The organism is Cupriavidus sp. 96C5-1, from assembly GCF_057798855.1.
Genome location: NZ_JBYOJU010000001.1, coordinates 35,585 through 50,971, shown reverse-complemented (window position 1 = coordinate 50,971; position 15,387 = coordinate 35,585). Strand labels below are relative to the sequence as shown.

Here is a 15,387-nt window from a genome sequence, read left to right as displayed (position 1 = left end):
GGAAGCGCGTCCTAAACCCGTCCGAGCGAATAGCAAAAAAGCCGAGCGAGGCATTCGACGGCGGTCATCCGCTTGGTCCAATGCCCGTCGCCCGGCGTCGGGACAGGGGCTGGCGCCGGTGTTGCGCACCGCGCCCCTCCCCCGCTCATCCATTACTTCTTGTCGTTGACTTCCTTGAATTCGGCGTCCACGACGTTGTCGTCCTGCGGCTGGGCTTGTTGTTGCTGGCCCGCGCCGGCAGCACCGGCCGCGCCCGCGGCACCCGCGTCGCCGGCCTTGGCCTGCATGTCGGCATAGACGCGCTCGCCCAGCTTCTGGCTCGCGTCGGACAGCGCGCTGACCTTGGCATCGATCTCGGCCTTGTCGCCGCCGCGTGCGGCGTCTTCCAGTTCCTTGATCGCGGCTTCGATCTTTTCCTTCTCGCCCGCTTCCAGCTTGTCGCCGTATTCGGTGACAGCCTTCTTGGTCGAGTGGATCAGCGCGTCGGCCTGGTTGCGGGCATCCGCCAGCTCGCGGGCCTTCTTGTCTTCCTCGGCGTTGGCCTCGGCGTCCTTCACCATGCGCTGGATCTCGTCTTCCGACAGGCCCGAGTTCGCCTTGATGGTGATGCGGTTTTCCTTGCCGGTCGCCTTGTCCTTGGCGCCCACGTGCAGGATGCCGTTGGCGTCGATGTCGAACGAGACTTCGATCTGCGGCAGGCCGCGCGGTGCCGGCGCGATGCCTTCGAGGTTGAACTCGCCCAGCAGCTTGTTGCCGGTCGCCATTTCACGCTCGCCCTGGAACACCTTGATGGTCACGGCCGGCTGGTTGTCGTCGGCGGTGGAGAACACCTGCGCATGCTTGGTCGGGATGGTGGTGTTCTTGGTGATCATCTTGGTCATCACGCCACCCAGGGTTTCGATACCCAGCGACAGCGGCGTCACGTCCAGCAGCAGCACGTCCTTGCGGTCGCCCGACAGCACCGAACCCTGGATCGCGGCGCCCACGGCCACGGCTTCGTCCGGGTTCACGTCCTTGCGCGCTTCCTTGCCGAAGAATTCCTTGACCTGTTCCTGCACCTTGGGCATGCGGGTCATGCCGCCGACCAGGATCACGTCGTCGATCTCGCTGACCTTGACGCCGGCATCCTTGATGGCGATGCGGCACGGCTCGATGGTGCGGGTGATCAGTTCCTCGACCAGCGCTTCCAGCTTGGCGCGGGTCATCTTCAGGTTCAAGTGCTTCGGACCCGAGGCATCCGCCGTGATGTACGGCAGGTTGATTTCGGTCTGCTGCGAGCTCGACAGTTCGATCTTGGCCTTTTCAGCGGCTTCCTTCAGGCGCTGCAGCGCGAGCACGTCCTTCGACAGGTCGACGCCTTGTTCCTTCTTGAACTCGCCGATGATGTAATCGATGATGCGCTGGTCGAAGTCTTCGCCGCCCAGGAAGGTGTCGCCATTGGTCGACAGCACTTCGAACTGCTTCTCGCCGTCCACGTCCGCGATCTCGATGATCGAGATGTCGAAGGTACCGCCGCCCAGGTCATACACGGCGATCTTGCGGTCGCCCTTTTCGTTCTTGTCCAGGCCGAAGGCCAGCGCGGCCGCGGTCGGCTCGTTGATGATGCGCTTGACGTCCAGGCCGGCGATGCGGCCGGCGTCCTTGGTGGCCTGGCGCTGCGAGTCGTTGAAATAAGCCGGCACGGTGATCACGGCTTCGGTCACCGGCTCGCCAAGGTAGTCCTCGGCGGTCTTCTTCATCTTGCGCAGCACTTCTGCCGACACCTGCGGCGGCGCCAGCTTCTGTTCGCGCACCGACACCCATGCGTCGCCGTTGTCGGCCTTGACGATGGAGTAGGGCATCAGGCCGATGTCCTTCTGCACTTCCTTTTCTTCGAACTTGCGGCCGATCAGGCGCTTCACCGCGTACAGGGTGTTGCGCGGATTGGTCACCGCCTGGCGCTTGGCAGGCGCGCCGACCAGGATCTCGCCGTCTTCCATGTAGGCGATGATCGACGGGGTGGTACGCGTGCCTTCGGCATTTTCGATCACCTTGGGCGTATTGCCTTCCATGATCGCGACGCAGCTATTGGTGGTACCGAGGTCGATACCGATGATCTTACCCATTTGTTCTCTCCTCTTGAGCCCCGCTCCGCGCGGGGACTGCAATTCATCCTGAGGCCGAAATGTGGCCGTCCGGGGCCATTTCAAGGGCCGGGAAGGCAATTCCGAGTAAATTCCTCGACTTCTCCTCCACGCTCGGCGGCAGGCGGAACGGCCAAGTTGAGGTACGTTCGGGGACGTTGCGCGCCACCCCCGGATTTTGTGCTTCTTATATCACTAAAAATACAGCAACCCGCGACTTCCCGGTGCACCGCCAATAGGTAACACCCCCCCTAGCGGCCACGCTGCCAAAGGACATCGTTGCCGCCATCGGCGCGGTTGAGTACGCGTGCCAGCACGAACAGCAGGTCGGAAAGCCGGTTCAGGTACTGGCGCGGCGCCTCGTTGAGGGCTTCCTGCGCGCCCAGCGCCACCAGCGCCCGTTCGGCGCGCCGGCAAACCGTCCGGCACACATGCGCCAGCGCCGCTGCGCGGCCGCCGCCCGGCAGGATGAATTCGGCCAGGCGCGGCAGGTCGGCGTTGTAGTGCGCCAGCCATTCGTCGAGTTGCAGCACCTGCTCGGGCTTGACCAGCACGTAGCCGGGGATGGACAGCTCGCCGCCGAGGTCGAACAGATCGTGCTGGATATGGAGCAGGGCCGAGCGCACGTCGTCGGGCAGCGCCTCGGTCAGCAGCACGCCGAGGTTGGAATTGAGCTCATCGACATCGCCGATGGCGGCGATGCGCAGGCTGTCCTTGCCGGTGCGGCTGCCGTCGCCAAGCCCGGTGGTGCCGGCGTCTCCGGTGCGGGTGGCGATCTTGGTCAGGCGGTTGCCCATGCGGGTCTCCTGCGTTGGCGAATCTCACATTATGGCGCGCATCGGGGCAGGCGCGGCAGGCCACGGCGCGGGGATCGGGGAAACCCCCGGCGAAACCCGCCAAGTGGCCGTTGCGGCGCCCGCGGCTGCGGAGCCGGCCGGGCGCGGCGTAGAATAACGGGATTCGCTCGATACGCTACCGGGTGCGAATGCCGGCACCGTTCGGCGCGGCCTTGCCAGGGCCGGCGCGGACGGCATCCGGCCATCACAGACCCGCCGGAGACGCCATGAACCATCCCCTTTCCCACGCCGCGCTGGTGCGCCAACCCCTGCCTGGCGCCGTGCGCGACGCCCTGCAGGCCCGCTTCGGCGAACGTTTCTCCACCTCTCCCGGCGTCTGCGACCACCATGGGCGCGATGAATCGCCCTTCCCGCCGGCCGCGCCGGACGGCGTGGTCTTCGCCCATACCACCGAGGAAGTCGCCGAGGTGGCCCGCCTGTGCAATGCGCACCGCGTACCGCTGATCCCCTACGGCGCCGGCTCCTCGCTCGAAGGCCACCTGCTGGCGGTGGCGGGCGGCATCAGCCTGGACCTGTCGCAGATGAACCGGGTGCTGTCGGTGCAGCCCGAAGACCTGAACGTCACGGTGCAACCGGGGGTCACCCGCAAGCAGCTGAACCAGGAAATCAAGGACACCGGCCTGTTCTTCCCGATCGACCCGGGCGCCGATGCCTCGCTGGGCGGCATGTGTGCCACGCGCGCCTCCGGGACCAATGCGGTGCGCTACGGCACCATGCGCGAAAACGTGCTGGCGCTGACCGTGGTCACCGCCGACGGCCGCATCGTCAAGACCGGCACCCACGCCCGCAAGTCTTCCGCCGGCTACGACCTGACCCGGCTGATGATCGGCAGCGAAGGCACGCTGGGCATCATCACCGAGGTCACGGTCCGCCTGTATCCGCAGCCCGAGGCCATCTCCGCCGCCATCTGCGCCTTCCCCAGCATGGGCAGCGCGGTGCAGGCGACCATCGAGACCATCCAGCTGGGCGTGCCGGTCGCGCGCGTGGAGTTCGTCGACGCGCTGGCCATCCGCGCCATCAACCGGCACGACAATCTGGCCATGCCGGAGATGCCGCACCTGTTCTTCGAATTCCACGGCACCGAGGCCGGCGTCAAGGAACAGGCCGAGACCGTGCAGCAGATCACCGCCGAGCACGGCGGCCAGGGCTTCGAGTGGGCCACCCGGCCGGAAGACCGCAGCCGGCTGTGGAACGCGCGCCATACCGCCTACTTCGCCATGCTGCAGCTCAAGCCGGGCTGCCGGGCGGTCACCACCGACGTGTGCGTACCGATCTCGCGCCTGGCCGATTGCGTGACCGAGACCGAGCGCGACCTCAATGCCTCCAGCCTGCCCTGCCCCATCGTCGGCCATGTGGGCGACGGCAATTTCCATGTGGCGATCCTGACCGATCCCGAAAGGCCCGAGGAACTGGCCGAGGCCGAGACCATCAACCGGCGCATCGTGGAACGCGCGCTGGCGATGGGCGGCACCTGCACGGGCGAACACGGCGTGGGCCTGCACAAGATGGATTTCCTGGTCAGCGAGCACGGCGAAGACGCGCTCGACCTGATGCGCGCCATCAAGAACGCGCTCGACCCCAACCATATCCTCAATCCGGGCAAGATCTTCCGCCCGGCGCGCTGAGGACCGGCGCGGCATGGCATCCGTGTTCAACCGCATCCCGCCGCTGCACCTGCTGATCGCGTTCGAAGCCGCCGCCCGCCTGGGCAGCTTCGCGCGCGCGGCCGAGGAACTGTCGGTCACGCCCAGCGCGGTATCGCACCGCATCAAGAACCTCGAGGAATTGTGGGGCGAGGACCTCTTCGTGCGCTCCAACGCCGCGCTGCGGCTGACCGCGTCGGGCATGCGCCAGCTGCGTAACGTGCAGGACGCGCTCAAGTCGCTCAACGAACTGGCGCGCCCCGAGTACAACAAGCAGCGCACCCGGCTGCGGGTGGCGATCCCGCCCACCTTCGGCCGCCAGCACCTGGTGCCGCGCCTGCCCGAGTTCACCGCGCTGTACCCGCACATCGACACCGAGTTGCACCTCGCCATCCCCTTCCTCGATGTGAAGGCGGAAGATACCGATGTGGAGATCCGCTACGGCACCGGGCGCTACCCCGGCCTGAAGACGACCAGGCTGCTGGTCGAGCCGGTCTTCCCGGCCTGCGGGCGCGAATACTACGAGCGCATCGACGGCCGCGCCGTCACCCGGCCGGAGCACCTGCACAACCTGGTGCTGCTGCGCAGCCCGCTGGAACCGTGGAAGCCCTGGTTCGAGACCGCCGGCCTGGACTGGCCCGAGCCCCAGACCGGCCCGCAATTCAACGATATCGGCCTCATGCTGGAAGCCATCGCCTCCAACCAGGGCGTGGCCCTGGTGCGCCAGCGCATGGCGCACCACTGGCTCTCGCTCGGGCAGATGGTGCGCCTGCTGGATATCGAGTCGGTATCGCCGCACGGCTACTACATCGTCGAGCGCGAACAGGCGCCGCCGAAGCCGGAGGCACGCTATTTCGTCGACTGGCTGCTGGGCCTGGACTGGTAGGCCCTGGCGGCCGCTTCGACAACAAGCACGGAGAACCCCATGCAGATCCGCCTGCTCACCCCCGCCGATGCCGGAACCTATCAGGCGCTACGCCTGGAAGGCCTGCTGGAGGCACCCGCCGCCTTCGGTTCGAGCTACGAGGAAGAACGCGACCTGCCGCTCGCGACCGTCGCCGCACGCCTGGCGGCAACGCCCGAAAAAGCAGTGCTCGGCGCCTTCGAGGCGTCCGGGGACGGCAGCGCGCTGGCCGGCGTGGTCGGCGTGATGCGCGAGGACAAGGTCAAGCAGCGGCACAAGGCCTCCATCTGGGGCATGTATGTGGCGCCGGGCTATCGCGACCGGCGCCTGGGCCGCCGGCTGATGGCAGAGGCCATGGCGCTGGCCGCCGCCATGCCGGGGCTGCGCCAGGTCACGCTCTGCGTCAACGTGTCCAATACCGCCGCGATTTCGCTCTACGAGGCGATGGGGTTCCGCCGCTACGGCATCGAGCCCGAGGCGCTCTATGTGGCACCGGACTATCACGACAAGCTGGAAATGGTGCACATGCTGCCGCGCTGAGTGGCGAGCCGGGCGGCGCTGGCATGAACGGCACGCGGGCAGAAGGCGCAGCATCTCCGGATAGCGCCACCCCGGTGCTAAGCTGGAATCGATGTGGCTGCGCGGCGAGGACACCCGCGCCAAGGCCGGCATGGTTCCGGCCCAGGCCCATCATGAGCGATTTTGATCGGCCTGCCATGCGGAATTCACGTACCGGCAGGGCTGCGCGGCGCCCCGGCTGCGCTATAGTCCCTGCTCCCCACCCGATTGCGCCCTGCCATGGCAGGCGCCGGCGGCCATCACAGGAGTCCCCATGAATGCCCCGCACGAAGTTTCACCGGTCACCGACGACAGCCGCCGCACCGCGCTACTCGAAGGCCTGGCGAAGATCCTGCCCGATGCGGCCTTGCTGTGGAAGCCTGAAGACACCGTCCCCTACGAGTGCGACGGCCTGGCGGCCTACCGCCAGATCCCGATGGCGGTGGCGCTGCCCGACAGCGAGGAGCAGGTCTGCGCGATCCTGCGCCTGTGCCACGCGCTGCAGGTGCCCGTGGTGCCGCGCGGCGCCGGCACCAGCCTGTCGGGCGGGGCCATGCCGATCGCCACCGGCCTGGTGCTGTCGCTGGCCAAGTTCAAGCGCATCGTCGGCGTGGACGTGCGTTCGCGCACCGCGGTGGTCCAGCCCGGCGTGCGCAATCTCGCCATCTCCGAGGCCGCAGCGCCGTACAACCTCTATTACGCTCCCGACCCGTCCTCGCAGATCGCCTGCACCATCGGCGGCAACGTCAGCGAGAACTCAGGCGGCGTGCATTGCCTGAAGTACGGCCTGACCGTGCACAACGTGCTGCGTGTGCGCGCCGTCACCATGGAGGGCGAAGTGGTGGAGTTCGGCTCGGAGGCACCGGATGCGCCGGGGCTGGACCTGCTGGCCGTGCTGGTCGGCTCCGAAGGCATGCTGGCGGTGGTCACCGAAGTGACCGTCAAGCTGATCCCCAAGCCGCAACTGGCGCAGGTGATCATGGCCAGCTTCGACGACGTGGCCAAGGGCGGCAACGCGGTGGCCGACGTGATCGGCGCCGGCATCATCCCGGCCGGGCTGGAAATGATGGACAAGCCCGCCACCGCCGCCGTGGAGGAATTCGTGCGCGCCGGCTACGACCTCGACGCTGCCGCCATCCTGCTGTGCGAATCCGACGGCACGCCGGAAGAGGTGGCCGAGGAAGTGGAACGCATGAGCGAGGTGCTGCGCGCGTCAGGCGCCAGCCGCATCGCGGTGTCGCAAAGCGAGGCCGAGCGGCTGCGCTTCTGGAGCGGGCGCAAGAATGCCTTCCCCGCCGCCGGCCGCATCTCGCCGGACTATTACTGCATGGACGGCACCATCCCGCGCAAGCACATCGGCACCCTGCTCAAGCGCATCGAAGGGATGGAGCGCAAATATGGCCTGCGCTGCATGAACGTGTTCCATGCCGGCGACGGCAATATGCATCCGCTGATCCTGTTCGATGGCGCGGACCAGGACGAATGGCACCGCGCCGAGCTGTTCGGCTCCGACATCCTGGAGAGCTGCGTGGAACTGGGCGGGACCGTCACCGGCGAGCATGGCGTGGGCGTGGAGAAGCTCAATTCCATGTGCGTGCAGTTCTCCCCCGAGGAGCGCGAACTGTTCTTCGGCGTCAAGGCGGCCTTCGATCCGGCTCGCCTGCTCAACCCCGACAAGGCCATCCCCACGCTGGCGCGCTGCGCCGAGTACGGGCGCATGCACGTCAAGCGCGGGCTGCTGCCGCATCCTGACCTGCCGCGCTTCTGAACATGGCCAGCCAACACGCCACGCAGCGCGAGCACCGCAGCGCCCAGACGCGCCAACGCCTGGGCAAGCCCGAGTCGGGCTGGCGCGAGCGCTGGTACACCATCATCTTCGAAGCCGACACGCGCAACGGGCGGCTGTTCGACATCGTCCTGCTGCTGGGCATCGTGACCAGTGTGCTGATCGTCATGTTCGACAGCCTGCCGGCGGTAAACCTGCGGCTGGGCACCATTTTCACCGTGCTGGAGTGGATGTTCACGCTGCTGTTTACCGCCGAGTACGTGATGCGCATCCTGGTGGTGCGGCGTCCCTTGCGCTATGTGTTCAGCTTCTTCGGCGTGGTCGACTTCCTGTCCATCATCCCGACCTGGCTCGCCTTCTTCGTGCCGGAACTGGCCTTCCTGATCGATGTGCGCCTGCTGCGGCTGCTGCGGGTCTTTCGCATCCTCAAGCTGACGGTGTATTTCGAGGAGGCGCAGATCCTCTACCGCGCGCTGGCCAACAGCCGGCGCAAGATCTTCGTCTTTCTCGGCACCGTGTTCATCATCACCGTGATCCTCGGCACCGTGATGTACGTGGTGGAGGGGCCGCAGCACGGCTTTACCAGCATCCCTGTGAGCATGTACTGGGCGGTGGTGACGCTGACCACCACCGGCTTCGGCGACATGGTGCCCAAGACGCCATTGGGGCAGTTCATCACCTCGCTGACCATACTGCTGGGCTACGGCATCATTGCCTTCCCGACCGGCATCGTGGGCGCCGAGCTGGCCGCCAGCATCATGAAGCGGCCGCTGACCACGCGCACCTGCACCCATTGCCTGACCGAAGGCCACGATCCCGACGCCGCCTACTGCAAGCACTGCGGCAACGCGCTGCCACACTACCGGGACGAGGGCGAGCAGGCCGCCGCGCCGCCAGGCCGCCCGTCTTCCTCCGCCTGACCCCCTTCACGGCAACCCCAGCCAAACCCAGCCAGCCACCATGCCAGCCGACCAGCAAGCCACCCTCGATGCCTTTCGCGATGCCATCCGGCATGCCACCGACACGCGCGCGCCGCTGCGCCTGCGCGGCGGCGGCAGCAAGGATTTCTACGGCCAGCAATTGCAGGGGGACGTGCTGGACACGCGTGCCTATGACGGCATCGTCGACTACGACCCGCCCGAGCTGGTGATCACCGCGCGCTGCGGCACGCCGCTGGCGCAGATCGAGGCGGCACTGGCCGAACGGCGCCAGATGCTGGCCTTCGAGCCGCCGCATTTTGCCCAGGGGGCCACCCTTGGCGGCGCGGTGGCCGCGGGGCTGTCCGGCCCGCGCCGGCAGGCAGTGGGCGCATTGCGCGACTTCGTGCTGGGGGCGCGGGTGATGGACGGCCGCGGCGACGTCCTGAATTTTGGCGGCCAGGTGATGAAGAACGTGGCCGGCTACGACGTATCGCGGCTGATGGCAGGATCGCTCGGCACGCTGGGCCTGATCCTGGAAGTCTCGCTCAAGGTCCTGCCGCTGCCGTTCGACGATGCCACGCTGCGCTTCCCGATGGACGAGGCCGAGGCGCTCGACCGCCTCAACCAGTGGGGCGGCCAGCCGTTGCCGATTGCCGCCTCGGCCTGGCACGATGGCGTGCTGCATCTGCGCCTGTCGGGCGCGGCGGCCGCCCTGCGGGCCGCGCGCGAGCGGCTTGGCGGGGACGCTGTCGAGCCCGGCGAGGCCGATGCGCTGTGGCGCGCGCTGCGCGAGCAAAGCCATCCCTTCTTCGCCCCGGCGCAAGCCGGCCAGGCGCTATGGCGCATCGCCGTGCCCACCACCGCGGCGCCGCTGGCGCTGCCTGGCGGCGGACAGCTGATCGAATGGGGCGGTGGACAGCGCTGGTGGCTGGGCGGCACGGATAGCAAGGCCGACAGCGCCACCGTGCGTGGCGTGGCCGCCGCGGCCGGCGGGCACGCCACGCTGTTCCGCAATGGCGACAAGTCGGTGGGCGTGTTCACGCCGCTGTCGGCACCGGTGGCCGCCATTCACCAGCGGCTCAAGGCAAAGTTCGACCCGGCCGGCATTTTCAATCCGCAGCGCATGTACGCCGGCCTCTGAGCCGCAGGCCAGGCCATCCCGATCCCCAGCAAAGGCACCAGAGAGTCCCCGAACCATGCAAACCACCCTGGCCGAATTCCTGCGCGACACGCCCGACGGCGAAGAAGCCAAGTCCATCGTCGGCAAATGCGTGCACTGCGGCTTCTGCACCGCCACCTGCCCCACCTACCAGTTGCTCGGCGACGAACTGGACGGGCCGCGCGGCCGCATCTACCTGATGAAGCAGGTGCTCGAAGGCCAGCCCGTCACCGAGAGCACGCGCCTGCACCTGGACCGTTGCCTGACCTGCCGCAACTGCGAATCGACCTGCCCGTCCGGCGTGAAATACGGCCGCCTGGTCGATATCGGCCGCAAGGTGGTGGACGACCGGCTGGAAGCCGAAGGCATCCGGCGCCCGGCCCGCGAGCGTTTCGCGCGCTGGGCGCTGCGCGAGAGCATGACCCGGCCGGCGCTGTTCGGGCCGGCCATGCGCATGGGCCAGCGCCTGCGCCCGCTGCTGCCGCAGTCCTTGCGCAACAAAGTGCCGCAGCCGGTGGACGCCGGCACGTGGCCGCGCACCACGCATGCGCGCAAGATGCTGTTGCTCGACGGCTGCGTGCAGCCATCGATGTCGCCCAACATCAATGCCGCCACGGCACGCGTGTTCGACCGCCTTGGCGTGCAACTGGTGGTGGCGCGCCAGGCCGGTTGCTGCGGTGCGGTGCGCTACCACACCGGCGACCACGACGGCGGCTTCGACAATATGCGGCGCAATATCGACGCCTGGTGGCCGGCGGTGCAGGCCGGCGCGGAAGCCATCGTCATGACCGCGTCGGGTTGCGGCGCGATGGTCAAGGAATATGGCCACCTGCTGCGCAACGATGCGCGCTATGCCGAGCGCGCGCGCCAGGTCTCGGCGCTGACCAAGGACCTGTCGGAACTGCTGCCGGACTTTGCCGACAACCTGCAGGCCATGGCAGCCGAGACGATCGAAGCCCGGGGCGGCAAGGCCGGCCATGGCCAGCGCGTGGCCTACCATCCGCCCTGCACGCTGCAGCACGGCCAGCAGATCCGCGGCAAGGTGGAAGCGCTGCTGGGCGGCCTGGGCGTGGATGTCAGGCTCTGCGCCGACAGCCATCTGTGCTGCGGCTCCGCGGGCACGTATTCCGTGCTGCAGCCTGCGTTGTCCTACCGCCTGCGCGACGAAAAGCTCGCCAACCTGCAGGCCTGCGGGCCCGAGGCCATCGTATCGGCCAATATCGGCTGCATCACGCATCTGCAAAGCGGGACGGGTACGCCAGTGATGCATTGGATTGAACTGGTGGACCGGATGCTGGGGTAAGCGCACCGGCGTGGCGCCGGCGGCCAACCCGGGCCACTCCGGGTTACCATTCGATGGCGCCAATCCCGGTTTCCATCCCCCCTCGCCCGCATGCTCCAGACCTTCGCCATCCTGCTGGTTTTCCAATCCATCGGGGAAGCGCTCAGCTATGCCCTGAGCCTGCCCGTGCCCGGCCCCGTGATCGGCATGATCCTGCTGTTCGGCTGGCTCACCTTCGACGACCGGCTGCTGCCGGTGATCCAGGGCACCACCTCCGAATTGCTGAAGCACCTGTCGCTGTTGTTCGTGCCGGCCGGCGTGGGCATCATGGTCCATGCGCACCGCATCGGCGGCGAGTGGATGCCGATCGTGGTGGCGCTGGTGCTGTCCACGTGGCTGGCCATCGCCACCACGGCACTGGTGGCGCGAGCCCTGATGGGCAAGACGCCGCCCGATGACGCAAGTCCTGTCCGCGCGCAGGCAACGCCGGGAGAGCAGCCATGATGACGCCGCGCCTCAACGAGATCTGGGTCTACCTGGCCGCCAGTCCGCTGCTGGGCCTGACCGCCACCCTGCTGGCCTATGTGTTCGCCTTCCGTGTCTACGAGCGCGCGCGCTTTTCGCCGCTGGCCAATCCGGTGATGATCGCGGTGGCCATCCTGGTCACGCTGCTGACCGTGACCGGCACGCCGTACAAGACCTATTTCGACGGCGCGCAGTTCGTCCACTTTCTGCTGGGGCCGGCGACCGTGGCGCTGGCGGTGCCGCTCTACCTGCAGCTGCCCAAGCTGCGCCGGCACGTGCTGCCGCTGCTGGGCGGCTTGCTGGCGGGCTCGCTGGTGGCGGTGGTGTCGGCGGTGGGCATCGCGTGGCTGCTGGGCGCCTCGCCCGAGACGGTGCGCTCGCTCGCGCCCAAGTCGGTCACCATCCCGATCGCCATGGGCGTGGCCGAGAAGATCGGCGGCCTGCCTTCGCTGACCGCCGTGCTGGTGATGGCCACCGGCATCATCGGCGCGGTCAGCGCCACCAGGCTGCTGAACCTGCTGCGCATCGGCGACTACACCGTGCGCGGCTTCGCCACCGGCGTGGCGGCGCATGGCATCGGCACCGCGCGCGCCTTCCAGGTCAACCAGGAAGCCGGCGCCTTCGCCGCGCTCGGCATGGGCCTGAATGGCGTGCTGACCGCCGTGATGGTGCCGGTACTGGCGGCGTGGATGCCGCACTGAACGCTCCTGACAGGACGCTGTCAGGAGCCCCCGCGCATGATTCGCCTCTCCAACCCAACCCGAGAGGTCATCATGAGTGGACTGATTAACTGGCTTGAAATCCCCGTCGCCGATATGAACCGCGCCGTCCGTTTCTATGAGCAGGTGTTCGAGACCACCCTCAAGCGCGAGAACATGGCGCAAATCGACATGGCCGTCTTTGCCGGCCATGAGCCCGGCGGCGCGCTGGTGGCCGGCGAGGGCTTCCGCCCTTCGCCCGATGGCTGCGTGCCTTATCTGCACACGCCGCAACTCACGGCGCTGCTGGTGCGCGTGCAGGCCGCCGGCGGCAAGACCGTGTTCGGCCCGCTGCAGTTGCCCGGCGATATCGGCCATATCGCGCATATCATCGACAGCGAAGGCAACCGCGTCGGCCTGCACCAGCCCCTGGCCGCCTAGACCCGCGCCGCGGCCGGCCTGCCGATACCCGTATGGAACCGAGATGAAGCCCCGATGAGCCGCCGCGCCGACCGCCTTTTCCAGATCGTCCAGGTGCTGCGCGGGCGCCGCCTCACGACGGCGGCGCTGCTCGCGCAGCGGCTCGGCGTGTCCGAGCGCACCGTGTACCGGGATATCCAGGCGCTGTCGCTGTCGGGCGTGCCGGTCGAGGGCGAAGCGGGCATCGGCTACCGGTTGCGGGCCGATTACGACGTCCCTCCGCTGATGTTCACCGCGATCGAAGTCGAAGCACTGGTGGCCGGGCTGCGGCTGCTCAAGGCCTGGGGCGGCGGCGCACTGGCCGCCGCCGCCGATCCCGCGCTGGAGAAGCTGGTGGCGGCACTGCCGCCGGCGCGCCGTCATGCGGCGCAGCAAAGCCGCGTGTTCGCCCCCGAGTTCGTCAATCACCCGCAAGTGCGCAGCGCCTTCGACGTGGTGCACGGCGCCATGAACGCGCAACGCCTGCTGCGCCTGGACTACACCGACGCGCAGCAGCGCGCGACCGACCGCGTGGTGCAGCCGCTGGGCCTGTTCTTCTGGGGCAATAGCTGGCTGCTGGCCGCCTGGTGCACCACCCGCACCGATTACCGCAGCTTCCGGCTGGACCGCTGCCGCGGCATCGTCATGCTGGACGAGCGCTTCCACGAAACGCCCGACCGCTCGCTCAACGGCTTCCTGCGCGCGGTGCAGGCAAGCAGCTGAATACCGCGCCGCCGGTAGCATCGATCCCCTGTTCACTCGACGGGGAATTACCCTAGGACGTTGTTGCGAGGGACTCCTACCTTACATTGCCGCGCCGGCGGCGTTAGAGTACGTGCAGCGTTCGCCGCATGCCGGGCACGGCGTTGCGATGTGGTCCGGACATGCTGGTGCGGCGCTCCTGCCAATAAGAAGTGCAAAACAATAGGAGACACCCATGAATCGAGCTGTTGGGAAGGCAGCAGTATTCATACTCGCCGGCGCCATGCTGTACGGCTGCGGCAGCGACGATCCGGCGCCCACCGCCGCCGCCCCCGCGACGCCGGCACCCACCACCCCGGTAGCGCAGCCGGAAGACGTGCGCCTCCAGGACCAGCGCACCTTTGCCGTCGATGCCGCCACCCTGCCCTTCAATGCCCTGGCGGCCGCGCCCGATGCCGACCGCTGGTGGGGCATGCTCGGCGGGGCGGGCTATCGCGTCGAAGTACCGAAGAACTGGAACGGCCGCCTGGTGATGTACGCCCATGGCTATGCCGGCACCGGTGCGGCGCTGGGCTTCAGCATGCCCAGCATCCGCCGCCACCTGCTGGAAGCGGGCTATGCCTGGGCCGCGTCGACCTACTCGAAGAACTACTACGACGTCCGTGCGGGCCTGGAGGACACCAATGCGCTGGCGCTGGCCTTCAACAGGATCGCCAGCGACAACGGCAGGCCGCTGGGAGCGCCGGTCCGCACCTACATCATCGGCCATTCGATGGGCGGGCATGTCACCGCCGCCGCGGTCGACGAGGAAAACATCCAGACCGCTAACAACAAGGTCCGCTACCACGGCGCGGTACCGATGTGCGGCGTGCTCGGCGATACCGAACTGTTCAATTACTTCGGCGCCTACCAGACCGCGGCGCAGCAGCTGGCCGGTTTCCCCGCCACCTCCTGGCCGGTAGCCAACTGGGCACAGATCGCGCCAACCGTGCGGGCAGCGCTGTTCACCACCTACCCGGGCGCCACCACCGCGCAGAGCGACAGACTAAAGGCCATCGTCAAGAACCTGACCGGCGGGGAGCGGCCGCTGTTCGCCTGGGGCTTCGGCGGTCCCGGCGCGCAAGCCCTGCAGGATGCAGTCTGGAGCACCTTCGGCGACGACGGCTCGGCCACCGGCATCCTGGCGCAGAATGTGATCAATACAACGGCCATCGTCTTCCAACTGGACGACGACCCGGCGCTGTCGCCGGTCGAGCAAGCCTTTAATGCATCGATCTACCGCGTCAGCGGCAGCGCCGACGCCAACCGCCTGCGGCGCGACGGCCTGCGCTGGGTACCCAAGACCAACGCGCGCATCAGCGTGCCGGTGGTGACGCTGCATACGCTGGGCGATATGTACGTACCGTTCAGCATGGAGCAGATCTACAAGCGCCGCGCCAACGCCAACGGCACCGCGCAATGGCTGGTGCAGCGGGCGATCCGCGGCGTCAGCCATTGCGATTTCACCGTGGCGGAGCAGGTGACCGCCTTCGACGACATGATCAACTGGGAACAGAACGGCGTGAAGCCGGCGGGGGACGAAGTGCTGGATGCCGCCACCGTGGCCAACGCCACCTATGGCTGCAAGTTCACCAACAACACGCTGGGCACGGAAGAATCGGCCGGCACCGCCGCGCTGCGCCCAGGCGTGGCGTTGAGCGCGCCCTGCGGCCCAACCTAAGCACATGCCTGTCGGATGCCCCGGGGGCGGGGCAGGATCCTCGCCCCCGGC

General features: G+C 67.8%; 14 protein-coding genes. 12 read left to right on the top strand and 2 right to left on the bottom strand.

Annotation, left to right across the window (positions count from 1 at the left end; all coding sequences use genetic code 11):
* Positions 1 to 152 precede the first annotated feature (152 nt).
* Positions 153 to 2,105 (bottom strand): molecular chaperone DnaK, encoded by a 1,953-nt coding sequence (gene dnaK / locus AC3FOF_RS00240; protein WP_488725492.1) that lies wholly within the window; start codon positions 2,103 to 2,105, stop codon positions 153 to 155.
* 269 nt (positions 2,106 to 2,374) lie between these two features.
* Positions 2,375 to 2,920, bottom strand: a complete 546-nt coding sequence (locus AC3FOF_RS00235; protein WP_488725491.1) for a cob(I)yrinic acid a,c-diamide adenosyltransferase — start codon at positions 2,918 to 2,920, stop codon at positions 2,375 to 2,377.
* Positions 2,921 to 3,186: 266 nt separating this feature from the next.
* Between AC3FOF_RS00235 and AC3FOF_RS00230 the strand changes: the two genes are divergently transcribed.
* The 12 genes from AC3FOF_RS00230 (at position 3,187) to AC3FOF_RS00175 (ending at position 15,336) form a co-directional block, all read left to right on the top strand.
* Entirely contained in the window at positions 3,187 to 4,605 is a 1,419-nt protein-coding gene (locus AC3FOF_RS00230) for an FAD-binding oxidoreductase (protein WP_488725490.1), read from the top strand.
* Between the two features lie 13 nt (positions 4,606 to 4,618).
* Positions 4,619 to 5,509, top strand: coding sequence for a LysR substrate-binding domain-containing protein (locus AC3FOF_RS00225; protein ID WP_488725489.1), 891 nt, complete (start codon positions 4,619 to 4,621; stop codon positions 5,507 to 5,509).
* A 39-nt stretch (positions 5,510 to 5,548) separates the two neighbouring features.
* On the top strand, positions 5,549 to 6,067 hold the full coding sequence (locus AC3FOF_RS00220) for a GNAT family N-acetyltransferase (RefSeq protein WP_017228330.1): 519 nt from the start codon (positions 5,549 to 5,551) through the stop codon (positions 6,065 to 6,067).
* Between the two features lie 292 nt (positions 6,068 to 6,359).
* A complete protein-coding gene (locus AC3FOF_RS00215; protein WP_488725488.1) occupies positions 6,360 to 7,853 on the top strand; it encodes an FAD-linked oxidase C-terminal domain-containing protein in 1,494 nt (497 codons plus the stop codon).
* 2 nt (positions 7,854 to 7,855) lie between these two features.
* Positions 7,856 to 8,791, top strand: coding sequence for an ion transporter (locus AC3FOF_RS00210; protein WP_017228332.1), 936 nt, complete (start codon positions 7,856 to 7,858; stop codon positions 8,789 to 8,791).
* A gap of 40 nt (positions 8,792 to 8,831) precedes the next feature.
* A complete protein-coding gene (gene glcE / locus AC3FOF_RS00205; RefSeq protein ID WP_488725487.1) occupies positions 8,832 to 9,932 on the top strand; it encodes a glycolate oxidase subunit GlcE in 1,101 nt (366 codons plus the stop codon).
* A 55-nt stretch (positions 9,933 to 9,987) separates the two neighbouring features.
* Positions 9,988 to 11,253, top strand: a complete 1,266-nt coding sequence (gene glcF / locus AC3FOF_RS00200; RefSeq protein WP_276265255.1) for a glycolate oxidase subunit GlcF — start codon at positions 9,988 to 9,990, stop codon at positions 11,251 to 11,253.
* A 90-nt stretch (positions 11,254 to 11,343) separates the two neighbouring features.
* Positions 11,344 to 11,736, top strand: a complete 393-nt coding sequence (locus tag AC3FOF_RS00195) for a CidA/LrgA family protein (protein WP_017227923.1) — start codon at positions 11,344 to 11,346, stop codon at positions 11,734 to 11,736.
* On the top strand, positions 11,733 to 12,458 hold the full coding sequence (locus AC3FOF_RS00190) for an LrgB family protein (protein ID WP_017227924.1): 726 nt from the start codon (positions 11,733 to 11,735) through the stop codon (positions 12,456 to 12,458). Before AC3FOF_RS00195 ends, AC3FOF_RS00190 begins: the two co-directional genes overlap by 4 nt.
* Before the next feature lie 72 nt (positions 12,459 to 12,530).
* Positions 12,531 to 12,896: a VOC family protein gene (locus tag AC3FOF_RS00185; RefSeq protein WP_035813083.1), complete on the top strand. Its 366-nt coding sequence runs from the start codon at positions 12,531 to 12,533 to the stop codon at positions 12,894 to 12,896.
* Positions 12,897 to 12,950: 54 nt separating this feature from the next.
* Positions 12,951 to 13,637 (top strand): helix-turn-helix transcriptional regulator, encoded by a 687-nt coding sequence (locus AC3FOF_RS00180; RefSeq protein WP_488725486.1) that lies wholly within the window; start codon positions 12,951 to 12,953, stop codon positions 13,635 to 13,637.
* A 214-nt stretch (positions 13,638 to 13,851) separates the two neighbouring features.
* On the top strand, positions 13,852 to 15,336 hold the full coding sequence (locus AC3FOF_RS00175; protein ID WP_488725485.1) for an alpha/beta hydrolase family protein: 1,485 nt from the start codon (positions 13,852 to 13,854) through the stop codon (positions 15,334 to 15,336).
* Positions 15,337 to 15,387 lie beyond the last annotated feature (51 nt).

Excerpts from the sequence above, each read along its gene's own strand:
- dnaK (WP_488725492.1), bottom strand. The coding sequence starts at position 2,105 with ATGGGTAAGATCATCGGTATCGACCTCGGTACCACCAATAGCTGCGTC.
- AC3FOF_RS00225 (WP_488725489.1), top strand. The coding sequence starts at position 4,619 with ATGGCATCCGTGTTCAACCGCATCCCGCCGCTGCACCTGCTGATCGCG.
- AC3FOF_RS00180 (WP_488725486.1), top strand. The coding sequence starts at position 12,951 with ATGAGCCGCCGCGCCGACCGCCTTTTCCAGATCGTCCAGGTGCTGCGC.
- AC3FOF_RS00210 (WP_017228332.1), top strand. The coding sequence starts at position 7,856 with ATGGCCAGCCAACACGCCACGCAGCGCGAGCACCGCAGCGCCCAGACG.
- AC3FOF_RS00190 (WP_017227924.1), top strand. The coding sequence starts at position 11,733 with ATGATGACGCCGCGCCTCAACGAGATCTGGGTCTACCTGGCCGCCAGT.
- AC3FOF_RS00195 (WP_017227923.1), top strand. The coding sequence starts at position 11,344 with ATGCTCCAGACCTTCGCCATCCTGCTGGTTTTCCAATCCATCGGGGAA.
- AC3FOF_RS00175 (WP_488725485.1), top strand. The coding sequence starts at position 13,852 with ATGAATCGAGCTGTTGGGAAGGCAGCAGTATTCATACTCGCCGGCGCC.
- AC3FOF_RS00230 (WP_488725490.1), top strand. The coding sequence starts at position 3,187 with ATGAACCATCCCCTTTCCCACGCCGCGCTGGTGCGCCAACCCCTGCCT.
- AC3FOF_RS00185 (WP_035813083.1), top strand. The coding sequence starts at position 12,531 with ATGAGTGGACTGATTAACTGGCTTGAAATCCCCGTCGCCGATATGAAC.
- AC3FOF_RS00220 (WP_017228330.1), top strand. The coding sequence starts at position 5,549 with ATGCAGATCCGCCTGCTCACCCCCGCCGATGCCGGAACCTATCAGGCG.
- AC3FOF_RS00235 (WP_488725491.1), bottom strand. The coding sequence starts at position 2,920 with ATGGGCAACCGCCTGACCAAGATCGCCACCCGCACCGGAGACGCCGGC.
- glcE (WP_488725487.1), top strand. The coding sequence starts at position 8,832 with ATGCCAGCCGACCAGCAAGCCACCCTCGATGCCTTTCGCGATGCCATC.
- AC3FOF_RS00215 (WP_488725488.1), top strand. The coding sequence starts at position 6,360 with ATGAATGCCCCGCACGAAGTTTCACCGGTCACCGACGACAGCCGCCGC.
- glcF (WP_276265255.1), top strand. The coding sequence starts at position 9,988 with ATGCAAACCACCCTGGCCGAATTCCTGCGCGACACGCCCGACGGCGAA.